Source organism: Streptomyces sp. NPDC048331 (genome assembly GCF_043201215.1).
Classification (GTDB): domain Bacteria; phylum Actinomycetota; class Actinomycetes; order Streptomycetales; family Streptomycetaceae; genus Streptomyces.
The window spans coordinates 48572-64938 of record NZ_JBICYT010000002.1 but is presented as its reverse complement, the minus strand read 5'-3'; the positions used below and the strand labels follow the sequence as shown (position 1 = coordinate 64938).

The 16367-nt window shown below is 71.4% G+C and carries 16 protein-coding genes; 9 read left to right on the top strand and 7 right to left on the bottom strand.

Annotation, left to right across the window (positions count from 1 at the left end; translation table 11 throughout):
* Positions 1-87: 87 nt before the first annotated feature.
* A complete protein-coding gene (locus ACGFYY_RS03785; protein WP_393706894.1) occupies positions 88-738 on the top strand; it encodes a fasciclin domain-containing protein in 651 nt (216 codons plus the stop codon).
* A gap of 86 nt (positions 739-824) precedes the next feature.
* Here the strand turns inward: ACGFYY_RS03785 and ACGFYY_RS03780 are convergent, their stop codons facing one another.
* Positions 825-1130: a hypothetical protein gene (locus tag ACGFYY_RS03780; protein WP_393706893.1), complete on the bottom strand. Its 306-nt coding sequence runs from the start codon at positions 1128-1130 to the stop codon at positions 825-827.
* 250 nt (positions 1131-1380) lie between these two features.
* Here ACGFYY_RS03780 and ACGFYY_RS03775 point away from each other — a divergent pair, with 250 nt between their 5' ends.
* Positions 1381-3879 (top strand): SpoIIE family protein phosphatase, encoded by a 2499-nt coding sequence (locus tag ACGFYY_RS03775; protein ID WP_393706892.1) that lies wholly within the window; start codon positions 1381-1383, stop codon positions 3877-3879.
* On the opposite strand, the gene ACGFYY_RS03770 is transcribed toward ACGFYY_RS03775, so the two are convergent.
* Positions 3851-5329 carry an SDR family NAD(P)-dependent oxidoreductase gene (locus ACGFYY_RS03770; RefSeq protein ID WP_393706891.1) on the bottom strand — a complete coding sequence of 493 codons (1479 nt, stop codon included), beginning with the start codon at positions 5327-5329 and terminating at the stop codon, positions 3851-3853. The genes ACGFYY_RS03775 and ACGFYY_RS03770 overlap by 29 nt on opposite strands.
* Before the next feature lie 391 nt (positions 5330-5720).
* On the opposite strand from ACGFYY_RS03770, the gene ACGFYY_RS03765 reads away from it, so the two are divergent.
* A complete protein-coding gene (locus ACGFYY_RS03765) occupies positions 5721-7229 on the top strand; it encodes a DUF4246 domain-containing protein (RefSeq protein ID WP_393706890.1) in 1509 nt (502 codons plus the stop codon).
* A gap of 12 nt (positions 7230-7241) precedes the next feature.
* Here the strand turns inward: ACGFYY_RS03765 and ACGFYY_RS03760 are convergent, their stop codons facing one another.
* Positions 7242-7571 (bottom strand): hypothetical protein, encoded by a 330-nt coding sequence (locus tag ACGFYY_RS03760; RefSeq protein WP_393706889.1) that lies wholly within the window; start codon positions 7569-7571, stop codon positions 7242-7244.
* Between the two features lie 64 nt (positions 7572-7635).
* Between ACGFYY_RS03760 and ACGFYY_RS03755 the strand changes: the two genes are divergently transcribed.
* Positions 7636-8619 carry a PQQ-binding-like beta-propeller repeat protein gene (locus ACGFYY_RS03755; protein WP_393706888.1) on the top strand — a complete coding sequence of 328 codons (984 nt, stop codon included), beginning with the start codon at positions 7636-7638 and terminating at the stop codon, positions 8617-8619.
* A 69-nt stretch (positions 8620-8688) separates the two neighbouring features.
* Here the strand turns inward: ACGFYY_RS03755 and lysA are convergent, their stop codons facing one another.
* A complete protein-coding gene (lysA, locus tag ACGFYY_RS03750) occupies positions 8689-10023 on the bottom strand; it encodes a diaminopimelate decarboxylase (RefSeq protein WP_393706887.1) in 1335 nt (444 codons plus the stop codon).
* 11 nt (positions 10024-10034) lie between these two features.
* Positions 10035-10379: an SAV_915 family protein gene (locus ACGFYY_RS03745; RefSeq protein ID WP_393706886.1), complete on the bottom strand. Its 345-nt coding sequence runs from the start codon at positions 10377-10379 to the stop codon at positions 10035-10037.
* 603 nt (positions 10380-10982) lie between these two features.
* Here ACGFYY_RS03745 and ACGFYY_RS03740 point away from each other — a divergent pair.
* Positions 10983-11447 (top strand): SRPBCC domain-containing protein, encoded by a 465-nt coding sequence (locus ACGFYY_RS03740; RefSeq protein WP_393706885.1) that lies wholly within the window; start codon positions 10983-10985, stop codon positions 11445-11447.
* A 56-nt stretch (positions 11448-11503) separates the two neighbouring features.
* Here ACGFYY_RS03740 and ACGFYY_RS03735 read toward each other — a convergent pair whose 3' ends face one another.
* Complete coding sequence (locus tag ACGFYY_RS03735; RefSeq protein ID WP_393706884.1) at positions 11504-13633, bottom strand: SpoIIE family protein phosphatase; 2130 nt, start codon at positions 13631-13633, stop codon at positions 11504-11506.
* Between the two features lie 166 nt (positions 13634-13799).
* Between ACGFYY_RS03735 and ACGFYY_RS03730 the strand changes: the two genes are divergently transcribed.
* The 4 genes from ACGFYY_RS03730 to ACGFYY_RS03715 are packed head-to-tail and all read left to right on the top strand — an operon-like array spanning position 13800 to position 15955.
* Positions 13800-14948, top strand: a complete 1149-nt coding sequence (locus ACGFYY_RS03730; protein WP_393706883.1) for a YihY/virulence factor BrkB family protein — start codon at positions 13800-13802, stop codon at positions 14946-14948.
* Positions 14911-15324, top strand: coding sequence for a phage holin family protein (locus ACGFYY_RS03725; protein WP_393706882.1), 414 nt, complete (start codon positions 14911-14913; stop codon positions 15322-15324). The genes ACGFYY_RS03730 and ACGFYY_RS03725 overlap by 38 nt, the downstream gene beginning before the upstream one ends.
* Positions 15321-15692: a DUF3618 domain-containing protein gene (locus ACGFYY_RS03720; protein ID WP_393706881.1), complete on the top strand. Its 372-nt coding sequence runs from the start codon at positions 15321-15323 to the stop codon at positions 15690-15692. The genes ACGFYY_RS03725 and ACGFYY_RS03720 overlap by 4 nt, the downstream gene beginning before the upstream one ends.
* Positions 15689-15955, top strand: a complete 267-nt coding sequence (locus ACGFYY_RS03715; protein WP_393706880.1) for a DUF4235 domain-containing protein — start codon at positions 15689-15691, stop codon at positions 15953-15955. Before ACGFYY_RS03720 ends, ACGFYY_RS03715 begins: the two co-directional genes overlap by 4 nt.
* 80 nt (positions 15956-16035) lie before the next feature.
* Here the strand turns inward: ACGFYY_RS03715 and ACGFYY_RS03710 are convergent, their stop codons facing one another.
* Entirely contained in the window at positions 16036-16269 is a 234-nt protein-coding gene (locus ACGFYY_RS03710) for a hypothetical protein (RefSeq protein ID WP_393706879.1), read from the bottom strand.
* Between the last annotated feature and the right edge of the window lie 98 nt (positions 16270-16367).

The following is a 16367-nucleotide window of genomic DNA, read 5'->3' as shown; positions in this document are numbered from 1 at the left end:
GCCCACCCAGGGGCAGGGCCCCAAGGCCCTGCCCCCCACAGCCCATTCCCGATACCCGCCCCACCCCGATTCGCCATGGAGAAAAACATGAACTCCCTTCGTATCCGCCGGATCGCCCTCGCCGTCGCCACCGCAGCCGTTCTGCCCTTCGCGCTGACCGCCTGCTCGGAGGACGGCACGTCCTCGGACGCCGCACCCGCCGCCTCTGCGAGCGCGGGCGGGTCCGACCCGGCGACCACCTCGTCCGAGCCCGCGACGGCGATGGACAAGCCGTTCGGCACCGGCTGCGCGGGCGTGCCCAAGGAGGGGGCCGGTTCCTTCGACGGTATGGCCAAGGACCCCGTGGCCACGGCCGCTTCGAACAACCCCGCCCTCTCGACCCTCGTCGCGGCCGTCGAGCGGGCCGGCCTGGTCGACACCCTGAACAACGCCTCGAACATCACCGTGTTCGCCCCGACCGACGACGCCTTCGCCAAGATCCCGAAGGCCGACCTGGACAAGGTCCTCGCCGACAAGGCCACCCTCACCAAGATCCTCACGTACCACGTCGTCGGCCAGAAGCTCACCCCGAAGCAACTGGAGAACGGCTCCTTCGAGACCCTGGAGAAGGGCAGGATCACCACGGCCGGTTCGGGGGAGACCTACAAGGTCGACGGCACCTCCACCGTGGTCTGCGGCAACGTCCCCACCGCCAACGCCACGGTCTACATCGTCGACACCGTCCTGATGCCCAAGTAGCCGGACGGGTAGGGCATGCGCGGGATCGAACGGCAGCCGGCCCGGTCACCGAACGGGGTGACCGGCCGGCCGCGTGCCGGGTCCGATCAGCTCTGCTCGAGACCCGTGACCGCCGGAGGTCCCAGCGGTACGTCGTCCGCCGAGACCCCCAGCTCCTCGAGGGCGCCGACCACCAGGCGGACGGCGTCGTCCTCCGCCGTGGCCCGGTCCGGGGCCTCGACCTCGAGTCGCACGGAGAAGGCCCCACCCTCGTGGAGCGTCAGCAACTCCACGTCCTGGGTCTCGCTCAGGTCGGTGTGGTGCGGGATCAGCTTCCTCGCCAGCTCGGAGCGTGCCGCGTCGTCGACGTTCCTCAGGAACGTGCCGGGCACGGTGATCACGTAGGTGGTCACTGCTGCCTCCTGTCGGTCCGTAAAGGCCGGGATTCGTTACGGATGCCCCGAGGTCACGCTTCGAACCGCCCGAGCGCCCGTACGTAGCTCCGCCCCCACCCGCCCGTCCGCACGACCCTCTGCCGAGGTGGGCGGACGCGGCGATACTGAAGAGAGGCCGACCGCTCACCACCGGTCTCGCCTCACTCTGGGTAGTCGTTGCGGGAATGTCCGCCGTGCGGTCCGTTCGACAGGTCGAAGGGTGGCAGCGATGGACGCACCAGCGCCGGGATCGGGCGAGGTGCCGCAGGACCCGTTCACGCTGCACAACTCAGCCTCGGCGGTGGTGGACGAGCACGGCAGGGTCGTCGGCTGGAGCGAGCGGGCGCAGGAGCTCCTCGGCTACCCGCCCGAAGAGGTGCTGGGCCGCGCCGCTCTCGGACTGTTGTTCGATTTCCGTGATCGTGAGGCGGTGCTGGACGCGGCGGCCGTGTGCGAGCGCGAGCGGGGCTGGTCCGGGGTCCTGGCCGTCCGGGACCGCGGTGGGCGGCGGGTGGAACTCGGTTTCCGCGCCCGCGCGGTCATCCGCGCCGACTCGCCCCGGGAGTGGTTCCTCGTCGTAGCCCCGGCGGAGGAGGTGCTCCGGTGGGAGACGGACCGGTCGGTCCTGGACGCGCTGTTCCGGCGCTCCCCGATCGGACTGGCCGTTCACGCCCCCGACCTGGGCATCCTGCGGGTCAACCGGGCGCTGGCGCGCTTCGCGGAACTGCCCACGGCGCAGATGCGGGGCCGGCGCATCGGCGACTTCGTCTTCGGTCCGGACGTGGAGCCCATCGAGACCCGGCTCAGGAGGGTGCTGGAGACGGGCGAACCGGTGATCTTCACCGAGCAGCCCTGCCGCACGAGGAACGACCCCGGCCGCGAGCGGATGGTGTCGGTGTCGGCGTTCCGGATCGAGGACGCCTCCGGCGAGATCCTCGGCGTCACCCAACTGGTGGAGGACGTCACCGACCGCTACCGGGCGCGGCGGCGGCTCGCCCTGCTCAACCGGACGACCACCCGCATCGGGACCACGCTGGACCTCGACCGGACCGCCCGGGAGCTCGCCGACGCCGCCGTCCCCGACCTCGCCGACGCCGTCTCGGTGGATCTGCTGGAGCCGGTGGCCCGCGGCGAGGAGACCGCCGCGGGGACGAGCGGAGCGGTCCGCAGGATGGCCGTCCACTCGGTCGTGGCGGAGGCGTTGCAGGTGATGTACTCCGCCGGAGAGGTCTTCCACTTCGACCCCCGTACCCCGCAGGCCAGGTGCCTCGCCGAGCGGCAGCCCATCCTGGAACCGGTGCTCCGGAGCAGCCCCAGCTGGTACTTCCAGGATCCGGAACGCACCCGGCGCGCCTTCGGCCTGGGCGCCCACTCGCTGATCGTCGTACCGCTGACGGCCCGCGGCCTGCTCCTCGGCCTCCTCAGCCTGTGGCGGGCCGAGCGGCCCGAGCCGTTCGAGGAGGACGACGTCACGCTCGCGGAGGAATTCGCCTCGCGCGCCGCGCTGTGCATCGACAACGCCCGCCGCTACACCCAGCAGCATCAGGCCGCGCTGACCTTGCAACGCAGCCTGCTGCCAAGGGAGTTGCCCGAACACAGCGCGGTCGAGGTCGCCCACCGCTATCTGCCGGCCGATCCCGCCACCGGCGTCGGCGGCGACTGGTTCGATGTCATCCCCCTGTCCGGAGCCCGCGTGGCCCTCGTCGTCGGCGATGTCGTCGGCCACGGTCTGCACGCCGCCGCCACCATGGGCCGCCTGCGCACCGCCGTGCACACGCTGGCCGGCCTCGACTACGCCCCGGACGAGGTCCTCTCCCACCTGGACGACCTGGTCGACCGGCTGGCGGACGAGCAGGAGCCCGCCGACGGATACGCGCAGGGCCGGCAGATCGTCGGCGCGACCTGCCTCTACGCGGTCTACGACCCCACCTCCCGGCGCTGCACCCTGGCCCGAGCGGGCCACCTGCCCCCCGCCGTGGTGACCTCCGACGGCGCGGTGAGCCTGCTCGACCTGCCCCAGGGGCCACCGCTGGGCCTCGGCGGACTCCCGTTCGAATCCGCCGAAATGGAGCTCGCCGAGGGGAGCCTGCTGGCGCTGTACACGAACGGCCTGGTCGAGTCCCGCGGCCACGACCTCGACGAGGGACTCGGACGGCTACGGGAAGCCCTGTCCCGACCCGGCCGCTCGCTGGAGGAGACCTGCACCGCCGTGCAGAACGCCCTGCTGCCGGAGCGCCCACGGGACGACGTCGCGCTCCTCCTCGCCCGCACCCGGGTGTTGGCACCGGAGCGGGTCGCCTCCTGGGAACTGCCCGCGGAGCCGACCTCCGCCGCCCGGGCCCGGCACCTGACGCAGGCCACGCTGAGCGGTTGGGGCCTGGAGGAGGCGGCGTTCACCGCCGAACTGGTCGTCAGCGAACTGGTCACCAACGCCTACCGGTACGGCGGCGGCGCGCCGGTCACCCTGCGCATCATCCGCGACCGCGGTCTGATCTGCGAGGTCTCCGACAGCAGCAGCACCGCTCCGCACCTACGGCGGGCGCGCACCACCGATGAGGGTGGACGAGGTCTCTTCCTGGTGGCCCAACTCACCGAGCGATGGGGCACCCGCTACACCCGGGACGGCAAGACCGTCTGGACGGAGTTCCCCCTGCCCACGGCGGAGCAGGGGCACTCCGGCGCGGCGGCGGACATCGCGTTCACCAAGGGACCTGCCGGTAGTCCTTGAGGAGGATGCCGTGGACGGGCGCGCCGGCCTGTCCTTGCACGATGGGGTGGTAGACACGGGCCGCGCCGTCGACGGTGTCCAGCGGCGGGCGCCAGCCGGTGGCGGCGTGCCGTTCCCGGGCGGGGAGGGGCTTCTCGTCGGTGACCCAGCCGGTGTCGACGCTGCAGGTGTGGATGCCGCGGGTGGCCAGTTCGGCGGCGCTGGTACGGGTGAGCATGTTCAGGGCGGCCTTGGCCATGTTGGTGTGCGGATGGTCGCCGGTCTTGTTGCGCACGGTGAACTGGCCTTCCACCGCCGATACGTTGATGAGGTACCGGTGGGGGTGCGGGGAGGCGTCGAGAAGCGGCAGCAGGCGGTCGGCGAGCAGGAACGGCGCGACGGCATTGACCAACTGGACCTCCAGCAGCTCGGTCGGGTCGATCTGTCCCAGACGTAGCGTCCAGGAGTTGGTCGCCGCGGTCTCCGGCAGCAGCCCCGCCTCGTCGACGGCCGCCTGAGGCGGCGTGACGGCCACCGCGGTGTCAGCCGTGTGCGCGGTACCGGGCAAGGCCTCGGGCACCCGCACGTGCGGGGCCAGTTCCGCCGTCCACGCCGGAACCGCGGTGCGCGGGCCGGGTACGGAGAATCCTGGAGCGGTCCATATCCGCGGCGCGGTGAGTGGGGTGGGGGCGGGCGGGGGCGTGGTCTCGGCGGCGGACAGCGCGGAGTACGCCTGAGGGGAGCGGCGTAGGGTTTGCGCCGCGTTGTTGATCAGGACGTCCAGAGGCAGCCCCTGGGCGAGCAGGTGGTCCGTGAAGGCGAGCACCTGCCGGGGATCGCGCAGGTCGAGGGCGGCGATCCGCAGCCGGTGCCACCACCGCTCGGCGTCGGGGGCCGCCGCGAACCGACGCACCGTGTCCTGGGGGAAGCGGCTGGTCACGGTGAGTTCGGCACCGTCCCGAAGAAGCATCAGCGCGACCTGGTGGCCGATCTTGACGCGCCCGCCGGTCAGCAGCGCACGACGACCGGTGAGGTCGGTGCGGCTCGTGCGGTGGGCGAGATTCTCGTCGGCGCACTCGGGACACAGCAGGTGGTAGAACGCGTGGACCTGCCGGTAGTGGTTCTTGCAGACGTAGCAGCGTTGGGGGCGGTTCAGCAGCGGGCGCGTCGCGGCGGAAGGTCCGGGACGAAGCCGCACGTATTCACCGACCGTCAGGGCCCGTTCGTGCACGGTGCGGGCGGACAACGCGGCGTCCATGACACGGTCCGGCGCGCCCATCGCGGTGGCGGCGAGCAACTCGGCGTCGGCCGCGGCCCGTGCGGCGCGTGCCTCGGCCCGGCGTCGAAGCCGGCCGTCGCGGACGAGTTCGCCGGCAGCCTGTTCCAGCAGGCCGCGCCGAGCATCGTCCACGGGTAGCTGCCGTGCCTGGTGGATCAGGTCCAGGCAGTCCTGAATGCGCTCGCTGTCCATGGGGTGCCTTAGGTGTGATGGGGTCGTTCGCGGCTCTCCCGTCCGCCCGGCGACGTTCGACGCACGGGACCGACCGAGCCACGTGGAGCGGATGCGGCCGAGCGCAGGGGGAGACGAGGAAGAGGTGCTCACGACGGAGGCGCGGCGTGGGGGCCGCGTCCGAGGTGATGATCAGAGTAGGTCGTGGCCGGGAGAACCGGATGTCATTTTCGGCCCGTACCCTGCTCCGGGCGCACCGGCCACCGCGAAGACCGCGGGCGTGACCGCCACGGGCGGGCGCCGTGAGACGGCAACCGGGCAGGAATCCGCGCGCCGATGGTCGGAAGGCTCCTTGTCAGTCCGCTGAAGTATTCTTCCCGCCACCGCACACCGACTCGGAGGACCAAGAGAATTGTCTGGCCTGTCTGCCTTCCCGCTGCCCTTTCAAACATCCCGTTCCATAGCGTTCGCGACCCCCAGAACGCTTCGGGAACTTCAGCTGATGCAGTGCAGCGCGCACATTCGGGCGAAGCCGGGGTGGTTCGACAAGATGAACGATGCCGACATCGTCGCCCGGTGGACGCGGGAAGCGGTCGCGCAGGGCCTCACCGAGGCGCAGGTGCGTTACGTGCTCGACGAACTCGTGCATTACGCCGCGCTGCGGGACGGACGAACCGGCATCGAGGTGTCCGCCGCCGACGGGGTGTGGCAGTCGGACACTCTGATCGACGACAAGCTCAGGACCCGACTGCGCGAGGCGGTCCAGGTCCTGGAGCAGGTCCCCGACGCGGAACAGGACTGGCACCCGGGCTCCGACGGCCAGGTGCTGGATCTGGTTCATCCCTCACTGTTCTGCCTGGTGAGAGAGGCGAGCGGGGCGCCCGAGCAGGCCTGGCGGAACCCGACGGACCGCTATTCGAAATACGAGTTCTCGGAGCAGTTCCAGTGGCTGCCCACGGACGTGGACGTGAGCGAGGACGGCGCTGTCACCTTCCGTTCGTACGTCAACAACATCCACCCCGAAAAGCACCGCGAACTGGCGGACGTCCTGCCGGACTTGTTCGCGCGCATGCGCCCGCTGCTGGAGAACGTGCTCACCGATCTGCGCCACCCCAGGCCCCTGCGGATCGAGGCCGATCCCTACGGCTGGTACGACTCGGAACCGGAGTGCCCGAACAAGTCCGACTACAGTGACGCCGAGGCCTACGCGGCGGCTCGGCGTACATGGGAGACGGCACAGGACGACTGGTGGGAGAACCGCCGGCCGGTCGTACCGGACGCCCCGGAATTCACCGCCCCCGAGGTGCCCGACGCATCCGCCCGGGTCGACCTGCGCGGCCGCCGGCTCCAGGTCATCGTCAAGCTCGCCACCATTCAGCTCACCCCGGACAAGCCCGAGTACGCCGGCGGATCCTGGCACGTCGAAGGGATGCTGAACGAGCGCATCGTCTCGACCGGCATCTACTACTGGGACAGCGAGAACATCACCGAAAGCCGGCTGAGTTTCCGGGCGGCCCTCGACGACCCGAACTACGAACAGAACGACGACAACGGTCTGCGTGAGGTCTACGGCCTGGAGGACGAGGACGCGCTGAACCAGGTACTGGGATCGGCCTCGACCCCGGCGGGCCGCTGCCTGGCCTTCCCGAACGTCCTGCAACACCGTGTCGGCTCGTTCCGCCTCGCCGACGCCACCCGCCCGGGATATCGCAAGATCCTCGCGTTCTTCCTGGTCGACCCGTCGGAAAGGATCGTCTCGACGTCCGATGTGCCGCCGCAGCAACCGTGGTCCGACACGTCGACCATGACGCTCGACCAGGCGAAGAACTACCGCGAACAGCTCATGCGGGAACGCAAGTTCTTCGTGGACGAACACAACGAGCAGCTCTACGAACGAGAATTCTCGCTCTGCGAGCACTGAGGTGCGGACGGGTCAGCGGAACGGGACGAATCCCGCTGACCCGTCGAGGTGGAAGGGCGAGCCGGGGTTCTCCGGGATCCAGCCTGCGGTGAGAGCGGTGCGGATGCTGTCGGCCACGTGGGCGGGCAGCACCGGTCTGCCGGCTGTTCCGATCCAGTTGCTCGGGTGCGGCCGGTCCGTGGTGACCACCAGTGTGGTGCCGGGAGTCCGGGCGTGCTCGACCGCGTAGGTAAGGGGCGACAGGACCAGGCCCTGGTCGTAGGTCGGCCGTCCGCGCAGGCGCCACCGGTAGGTGGTGCCGTCCACGGTGATGAGCCGCGATCCCTTTTGGACCAGTGCCATGTCCACATCCTTCCTCCGTGACATCCATGACAGTAGTGAACGGCGCTTGTGAGGGGATGGCCCGATGATCGCCACAGTGCTCTGGGAGCGCGAACTGCACCAGCGGGGCGGCGCTTCCGCCTTCGTCGTGGGGCCGGACTGCGTCGTCCTGCACGAGCGGCGTACCCGGCTGGTCTGCCTGGAGCGCGCCGACGGCACCGTGCGCTGGGACGTCCCGCTCGGTTCCTGGCCGCGCGGGATCGTCCTCGCGGGGGACCGCGTGCTGGTGTTGCCGCAAACACCGTTCCTGCTGTCCTGCATCGATCTGCGGACGGGTGAAACGCTGTGGAACACCCCGACACCGAGATGGACGGGGAACCTCACGGTCCACTCGGACACCGTGGTGATCGGCGGTTGGCGCGGCTACACCCCGATGAGTGGGCTGGACCTCGCCGACGGAGGCGTCCGCTGGACGACACCGTCGCCGGTGAGGTCCCTACGAACCCTCGCATGGGCCGGCGGGGTGCTGACCGGCAGCGGGCACGAGGCGGTGCTGCTCGATCCGGCCGACGGGAGCGACCTGGCGCGGTGGCGACTGCCGGAGCCGCTCAGGGAATCCGACGGGACGGCCTTCGTCCCGACCGGTGCGGAGCGAGTGGTGGCGGTCTGCGCGAGCTCGTCACTGGTGACCTTCGGGATCGGCGCGGACGCGCCCGCCCGACTCGGATCCTACGATCCGTTCTGGGCGTTCGGATACGTCCACGACTCGGTGTGGATGGTGCGGTCCGGCCGGGGGTGCCTCGCCGTGGATCCTGCCGACGGGACGACGCGGTGGTCGGTCGCGGCGGATCGACGGCTGGTGGCCGACCCGCTGCCCTACGCGGACGGCCTCCTGGTGGGAGACGCCAACGGCGGCATCCGACGGCTGGGGCCCGACGGCCGGATCGTGGAGGGGTGTTCCCTGCCAGGTCGGCGCCTGGACGCGCTGGAGGCCGCCGACGACGGCGGGTTGTTCTTCGCGGCGAAGGGCACCTTCGGCTCCTTCACCCTCACCCCTGATCCGACCTGACCGACAAGACACCCCCGACGCCGTCTCTTTCGGATCTTGCCGGTCCCGGCAAGATCCGAAAGGGACGACCTAATCCCCGATGTCCCGGCTGCGGAAGTCCGCCAGGGTCTCGCGCCGGATGAGGAGACGGGCCGTGCCGTCGTGGACGGCGACGACGGGCGGGCGGCCGACCATGTTGTAGCCGGAGGCCATCGAGAGGTGGTAGGCGCCCGCGACCGGTACGGCGAGCAGGTCGCCGGGGTGGATGTCCTCGGGGAGTGCCACGTCGGCGGCCAGGATGTCGCCCGCCTCGCAGTGCCGCCCGACGACCGTGGTCGTACGGGGCTCGGCGGTGCTCGGGCGGCCGACGAGGCGGGGCGCGTACCGGACCCCGTACAGGGCCGGTCGGGGGTTGTCGCTCATGCCCCCGTCCACGGCGACGAACACGCGCTCGCCGGTGCGCTTCACGGCGAGCACCCGGTACAGGGCCACGCCCGCCGGGCCGGCGATGGCCCGGCCGGGCTCGATCGCGAGTCGGGGGACGGGGAGCTTCGCGGCCGCGCAGCTCACGGTGAGTTCGGCCCGCAGCCGTCGCGCCAGTGCGGTGAGGTCGAGCACGGGTTCACCGGGGTGGTACCCGATGCCGTGGCCGCCGCCCATGTCCAGCTCGGGCAGCACGATGCCGTGCGTGTCGCGGACGCGGGCCATCAGCCCCACCATGCGGCGCACGGCCGCGACGTACGGTTTGACGTCGGTGATCTGGGAGCCGATGTGGCAGTGCAGGCCGACGAGTTCGAGCTGTCGTCGGCCCAGGATCCGGGCGACGGCGTGCTGGGCGGAGCCGTCGGACAGCGCCAGGCCGAACTTCTGCTCGTCGGTTCCCGTACGGATCTTCTCGTGGCCGCCGGCCATGATGCCCGGGACCACCCGGACCATCACCTTCTGCGAGCCGCCCGTGCCCACGGCGGCGGCCAGCCGGGCGATCTCGGAGGGGCTGTCGATGACGATCCGGCCCACCCCGAGGCGCAACGCCGCCTCGATGTCGTGCGGGGACTTCGCGTTGCCGTGCAGGACCATGCGGTCCGCCGGGAAGCCTGCGGTGACGGCGAGTTCGAGCTCGCCGGCCGAGCAGACGTCCAGCCCGAGGCCCTCCTCGTCGATCCAGCGGACCATGGCCCGGGACAGGAAGGCCTTGGCGGCGTACAGCACCTCGGCATCGGGGAACGCGTCGCGGTACGTCCGGCAGCGGGCCCGTACCTCCCCCTCGTCGAGTACGTACACGGGTGTGTCGAAGCGCTCGGCTATCTCGGCGAGGCACACCCCGCCGACGGCGAGCCCACCGTGCGGAAGGCGGTTCGCGGAGGTCGGCCAGACGGACAGGTCGTCCGGGCCCGCGGTGACCTCCGGCAGCGTGACAGTGGTCATGGCGTTCCCCCTCATGCGGCGCGGACCGGGAAACGGTCCGGCCTGTGGGTCGTCGGCGTCGCGGCCGGAGCCGACAGCGTCGGATCGACGGTGATCAGCTCCGCGCCGAGCGGTTCGCACAGTTCCCGCAGCAGGGACTCGGACAGACGGAGGTAGCTCTGGCCCTTGCCGAGGGTCGCGGCCAGCCGCTCCGCGCAGGTGAAACCGACGGCCGTGCGTGCGCCCAACGGAGTGCGGAACAGCCGGATCACCGTCCCCGACCCGATCCCGTTTCCCGGCCGGACGGGCACGTACAGCAGCCCGGCCGGGACGGGTTCCTCGGGCTCGGGGTCGTCTTCGTACCGGAACAGACACATGGGGCCCTCCCTGGGGACACCGCGAACGATGGGTGACGACGCCCCGGTCGCGGGGAGGCGGCCCGGGCGGCGTCCGTTCGAAGCTATCCCCGCTTCCGTGGCGTCCGGGTGGCTCCCTGACGCCACCTTGACGGGCAGCGGCCCACTCCATACGCGTCGCTGACGGAGGCCGGACCGGGCCGTCAGGGAGCCGTACGGGTTTCCCGTCCCGGCGTCAGAAACGCATCAGCGAGGGGGTCGGGAGGCCCGCCACCGCCGTTCCATGGGCGGCGAGAGCCGACGAGGAGCGGATCCCTGGGAAGCCGGCGCGGGACGCGGAACTGTGGGTCGTCCTGGCCTGGCAACCGCCCTTCGGCGGGCCCGGTTCCATGGGCTCCGTCGGTGGTACGCCCCCGCTCACGGGCTGCCGTGACGCCGCCGTCGAGCGGCTGCGGGAAACCCTGGACACGGCCTTCGGCGACGGCCCGCCCGCCTCCGCGCGCTGCGCCCCTCGGTGGCACGGCACTGCCTGGCCCACGCCCCGTGCCCCGTCCTCGTGTCTGCGCGAAGGGAATCATCCGATATGCCCGAAAATAGCGGAACGTACCGTGATCGAGGAGATACATGATGATGGGGACCGGTCGCCTGCCCGAACCCGGCGTCGAGGCGCGCCCGTACGGCCTGGTGGTGGAGCGGGTGATGAAGGCATCGCCCGAGGCGGTGTACGAGGCCTGGACCGAGGGCTTCGACACCTGGTTCGCGGAGCCGGGCATGGTGCGGATGCGGGCCGCGGTGGACGAGCCGTTCGTGTTCGTCACCCGGCACGAGGACCGTTTCCATCCGCACTACGGGAGGTTCCTGGCCCTGGATCCGCACAAGTCGGTGCGGCTGACCTGGGTCACGGGAGCCATGGGCACGGACGGCGCCGAGACGGTCGTCACCGTCGAACTGGAGCCGTCACCGGACGGTGGGACGCGACTTCGGCTGACGCACACCGGCTTCTACGACGAGGTCGGAGCCGAGCGCCACGACGACGCGTGGGCCCACCACGTCCTGCCTCATCTCGACGACGTCCTCGGCGCTCGCTAGTGCCGTGCCGGGCGTCGCTACCCGGTGAACCTTCCCGGTCACGGCACTGGAGCAGGTCAGGTCGGTGCGCCCGGCGCGTCGAGGGGTGGGTGGGGCCGTACGTGGGCGATCACGAGGGCGACGTCGTCGGACGCGTCGGGGTGTCGTAGCGCGGACAGCAGCCGGTCGCAGGTCGCCTCCAGGGGGAGGCCGGTGCAGGTGAGGAGACCGAGGAGCAGGTCGAGACGGTCGTCCAAGGCGTCGTCACGGGTCTCGACGAGGCCGTCGGTGTACAGGACCAGCCGGTCGCCGGGGATCAGGTCGAGGACCGTCGTCTCGAAGTCGGCGCCGCCCAGGCCGCCCGTGCCGAGCGGCACACCGGCGGGAAGGGCCAGCAGTTCGGGGCTCTGCCCGGCGCGGACGAGGACGGGGGGCGGGTGGCCGGCGAGGGCGACGCGGCAGCGGGAGCGGTGTGGGTCCCACGTGGCATAGACGCAGGTCGCGATGGTCTGGTCCAACTCGGCGGTGATGTGGTCGAGGTGGCGCAGCACCCGGGCCGGGTCGAGACCGAGGTCCGCCAGCGTACGGGTGGCCGTCCGCAGCTGTCCCATGGTGGCGGCGGCGTGCACGCCGTGCCCCATGACGTCGCCGACCACGAGGGCCGTCTTGTCCTTCGGCTGCGGGATCGCGTCGAACCAGTCGCCGCCGATCCCGCTGGCCGCCGCGGCGGGCTGGTAGCGGTAGGCGATCCGAAGGCCGGCGGACCGGGGCGGGGGCTGGGGGAGCAGGTGGCGCTGCAGGGTCAGGGCGGTGTCGGTGGCGTGCTGGTACCAACGGGCGTTGTCGATGGCGATGGCGGCGCGAGTGGCCAGCTCGCCGGCCAGGGTCACGTCGTCGTGGTCGAAGGGGAGCGGATTACGGGTGCGGAGCAGGCCGAGCGCCCCGAGCACCTGGCCGCGTGCGATCAGCGGTACGGCCAGGTAGGAGTGGGCGCCCTCCCGGGCGAGGAGGTTCGCGGCGGCTCCGTCGCGCGCGATGTGCGCCAGGTCCGTGCCGGTGATGTGCGACACCAGCACAGGACGCCCGGTACTCACGCAGCGGGTGACCAGGCGCTCGGCGGCGTACGTGGTGCGCTCGCCCACCGGGTCGGCGGCGCGCACGGAGGCCGTCTCGTAGGCCGCGGCCACCGCCAGGGCCATGAACAGCGCCCGCCCGGTCCGGGGGCCGGGCGTCGTCGCCACACCGCCTTCCAGGACCGAGTCGAGGACGTCGACCGAGGCGAGGTCGGCCAGGCCCGCGCGCTCGGCCACGACGAGGTCGGCGAGCTCTCGGGCCGTGCGCTCCAGGTCCAGGGTGGTCCCGACGGTCACCGACGCCCGGGCGATCAGGTCCAGGCGTCGCCGTGCCTCGGCGGCCTCCCGGGCCGCCCGGTAGCTGTCGGTGACGTCCACCACCACCAGGGCGACACCGATCACCCGCCCGCGGGGGTCCTCCAGCCGGTAGTAGGAGCCCGACCAGGCGCGCTCCCGGCCGGGATCGGAGGGTGTGCGCCCGATGCCGTACTGGTCGAGCAGCGGTGCGCCGGTCTCCAGGACCTGGCGCATGGAAGCCTCGATCACCTCGGTGTCGAGGAACGGCAGCGCCTCTCGGGGCGTACGGCCGAGATGCTCCTCGGCGGGTATCCCGTTGATCCGCTCCAGCATCGGGTTGACCAGCACGTACCGCAGGTCGGTGTCCAGCACCGCCAGCCCGAGCGGGGACTGGGCCACCAGCGGCACCGACAGGGCCAGGTCACGCTCCACACCCCGTACGACGGCCTCGTCGCAGGCGATCCCCAGGGCGTACACGCCGCCGTGTTCGTCCTGCAGCCGCATGTTGCGAAACTCCGCCAATCGCGCGGAGCCGTCCTTGTGCCGCACGGGGAAGACGCCCGCCCAGGCGCCGCCACCGGCCATCACCTTGGCGAACAGGTCGAGGACCAGGTCGACGTACTCGTCCGTGACCAGCAACTCGGCCGCGTAGCTGCCCAGCGCCTCCTCGGCCGACCAGCCGAACAGGTCCTGCGCCTGAGGGCTCCACAGGGTGATGCGTCCCTTGGCGTCCAGGACCACCGCGGCCACGCTCAGCACGTCCAGCAGACCACCGGGCTCGGAGGGAGCCACCCTCGCCGGACCGGGCTCGACCTGGGACGCCCCGGATGTGACCACGACCGGCCTCCTTCACCGACCACCGAAGGCCTCGGACCTGACGATCCGGTCCCGCGGCCGTCCCTCGGTGCGCTCATCTCATCCTCCTCCCGCCGGGTGGAGGGCACATATCGCCCAGAATCGCATCTCGGTGCATGAGTCCCGTCGCGGCGGAAACCCGCAGGGTATGGAGCGGAACTCGACGCCGGACCCCGGCGCGGAAGACGAGCGTCCGGACACCGGAGTCAATGCCGGCGCCGGTCCCGACGACCACGTGCGCGAACGCGCCCCCGACCGGCCCACCGATCTACCGAAAGGATCCTGGCGTGCCGTGCTGCGCGGCACGGCGCGGGAGTTCCAGAACGACGAGCTGGCCGACCGGGCGGCGGCCCTGACCTACTACGGGGTGCTGGCACTCTTCCCCGCCCTCCTGGTCCTCGTGTCCCTGCTGGGCATCGCCGGCGAGTCCGCGACCCGACGGGTGCTGGAGGACCTGCAACGACTGGCGCCCGGCTCGGTCAGGGACGTGCTCAGCGACGCCGTCACGCAACTGCAGGGCCGCAGCGGGGTCGGCTCACTGGTCGCCGTCGTCGGCCTGGTCGTCGCCCTGTGGTCCGCTTCCGGCTACGTCGCGGCCTTCATCCGCGCCTCGAACGCCGTCTACGACGTGCCCGAGGGCCGGTCGGTGTGGAAGATCCTTCCGCTTCGCCTGGCGCTGACCGTCACGCTCATGCTCCTGGCGTGTGCGAGCGCACTGATCGTGGTCTTCAGCGGGGGCCTGGCCCGCAGGGCCGGAGAGGCGCTCGGCGTGGGTGACGCCGGGCTCACCGCCTGGTCGATCGCGAAGTGGCCGGTCCTGGTCCTGCTCGTCACGGCCATGATCGCGCTGTTGTACTGGGCCGCTCCGAACGCCAAGGGGCGCGGCTTCGCGTGGGTCACCCCCGGCAGCTTCCTGGCGTTGGCGATCTGGATGATCACCTCGGCCGGCTTCGCCGTCTACGTCGCGAACTTCGCGTCGTACAACAAGACGTACGGCACGGTCGCGGGCGTGATCGTCTTCCTGGTGTGGCTGTGGATCACCAACCTCGCCATCCTCCTCGGCCTGGAGTTCGACGCGGAACTGACCCGCCGACGGGCGATCGCGGGAGGGCTGCCCGAGCACGAGGTGCCGTACGTCCGGCCCCGCGACACCAGGGCATGGAACGACGAGGACCGTCGCCGCATGGAGGGACCCTGCGCCCCTTCCGGCGGTCGGGAACGAGAAGTATCCGATCGACTCGAGAACGAGGTGGAAAGCAGTGGCCACGATCGAACAGAGGAGTCGCCCCGCCGATGATTCGGTGGGCGTGCTGGTCTCCCGGGCGTCCCAGCAGATCTCCGAGCTGGTGCACCAGGAGATGCAGCTCGCGCGGGTGGAGATGACGCGGAAGTCGAAGCGGTACGGGACCGGTGGAGGCCTGTTCGGCGGAGCCGGACTCCTCGGCGTCCTGGCCGCCCAGGCCCTGGTCGTGGCGGGGATCGCCGCACTGGCCCTGGTGCTTCCCGTCTGGGCCTCGGCCCTGATCGCCACCGCCTTGCTGGCCGTGGCCGCGGCCGTGGTGGCGATGGTGGGCAAGCGGCAGATCACCAAGGCCGGTACGCCGGCACCCGAGCAGACGATGGAGAGCCTCAAGGCCGACCTGGCCGAGATCAGGGAGAAGGCACACCGATGACCGGTGAATCCGGCGCCGAACGACGCACCGCCGACGAACCCTCTCCGGAGGAACTCCGGGATCGCATCGAGCACACCCGCGATCAACTCGGCCGCACCGTCGAAGCGTTGGCCGCGAAGGCCGATGTCGCGGCCCAGGCCCGGCAGCGCACGGCCGCCGTGAAGGAACAGGCCACGGAGAAGGCCGCCCTGGTGACAGGACAGATCCGGGACGGGGTCGAACACGTCGCCCACCTGGCGGCGGAGAAGACCCCCGCCCCGGTCCGCGACAAGGCGGGCCGGGCCGCACTCCTCACGATCGGAGCCGCGCTGATCGTGTTCCTGCTGGTGCGGGGCAATCGTAGGGACAATCGTAGGAGGCACCGATGAGGGCGTCGGCGATCGCGTACAAGCCGGTCGGGTCGGCGTTGGGCGCCGTCGGCGGCGCACTCGCGGGACTGGTGTTCAAGCAGATCTGGAAGCTGATCGAAGGGGCGGACGACGCTCCCGAGGCGACCGACGAGGACCGCTCCTGGCGGGAGATCCTGATCGCCGCGGCCCTGCAGGGCGCGATCTTCGCGGCCGTCAAGGCCGCCGTCGACCGCTCCGGTGCGGTGGCGACGCGGCGCGTCACGGGCACATGGCCCGGTTGACCCGGGCGAGGTGAGCGATGGCCGGCGCAGCCGCTGCCAGGCCGACCGGCCTGGCAGCGATCCCTGGGGGGCCGTGGCGATCAGTGCCGGGGCGGTCGGTGCTCCCGCCCGGGACGGCGCTGCTCCTGTACGGGCTCGGCGCCGGCACCCGGCCGGTCCAAGCGGGCGGCTTCGTCCGTGTCCGCCGCCCGTACGGGCGGTTCGTCCTTGGAGGACGCGGTGCGGGGTGTCCCGCGACGTCGCTGCTCGTCGTGCTCGTGCTCGTGGTCATGGTGGTGGAGCGGGGCGCCGCCGGCGCCGCCTTGGTCTTCCATGGCGGATACCTCCTGTGCTGTGCGTCGGATCCCCCGAGCGGCGGCTGCCCGAACCGTGCCACCGGAAACGCGGAAACCCCGTCACCCGGACGCCGGGA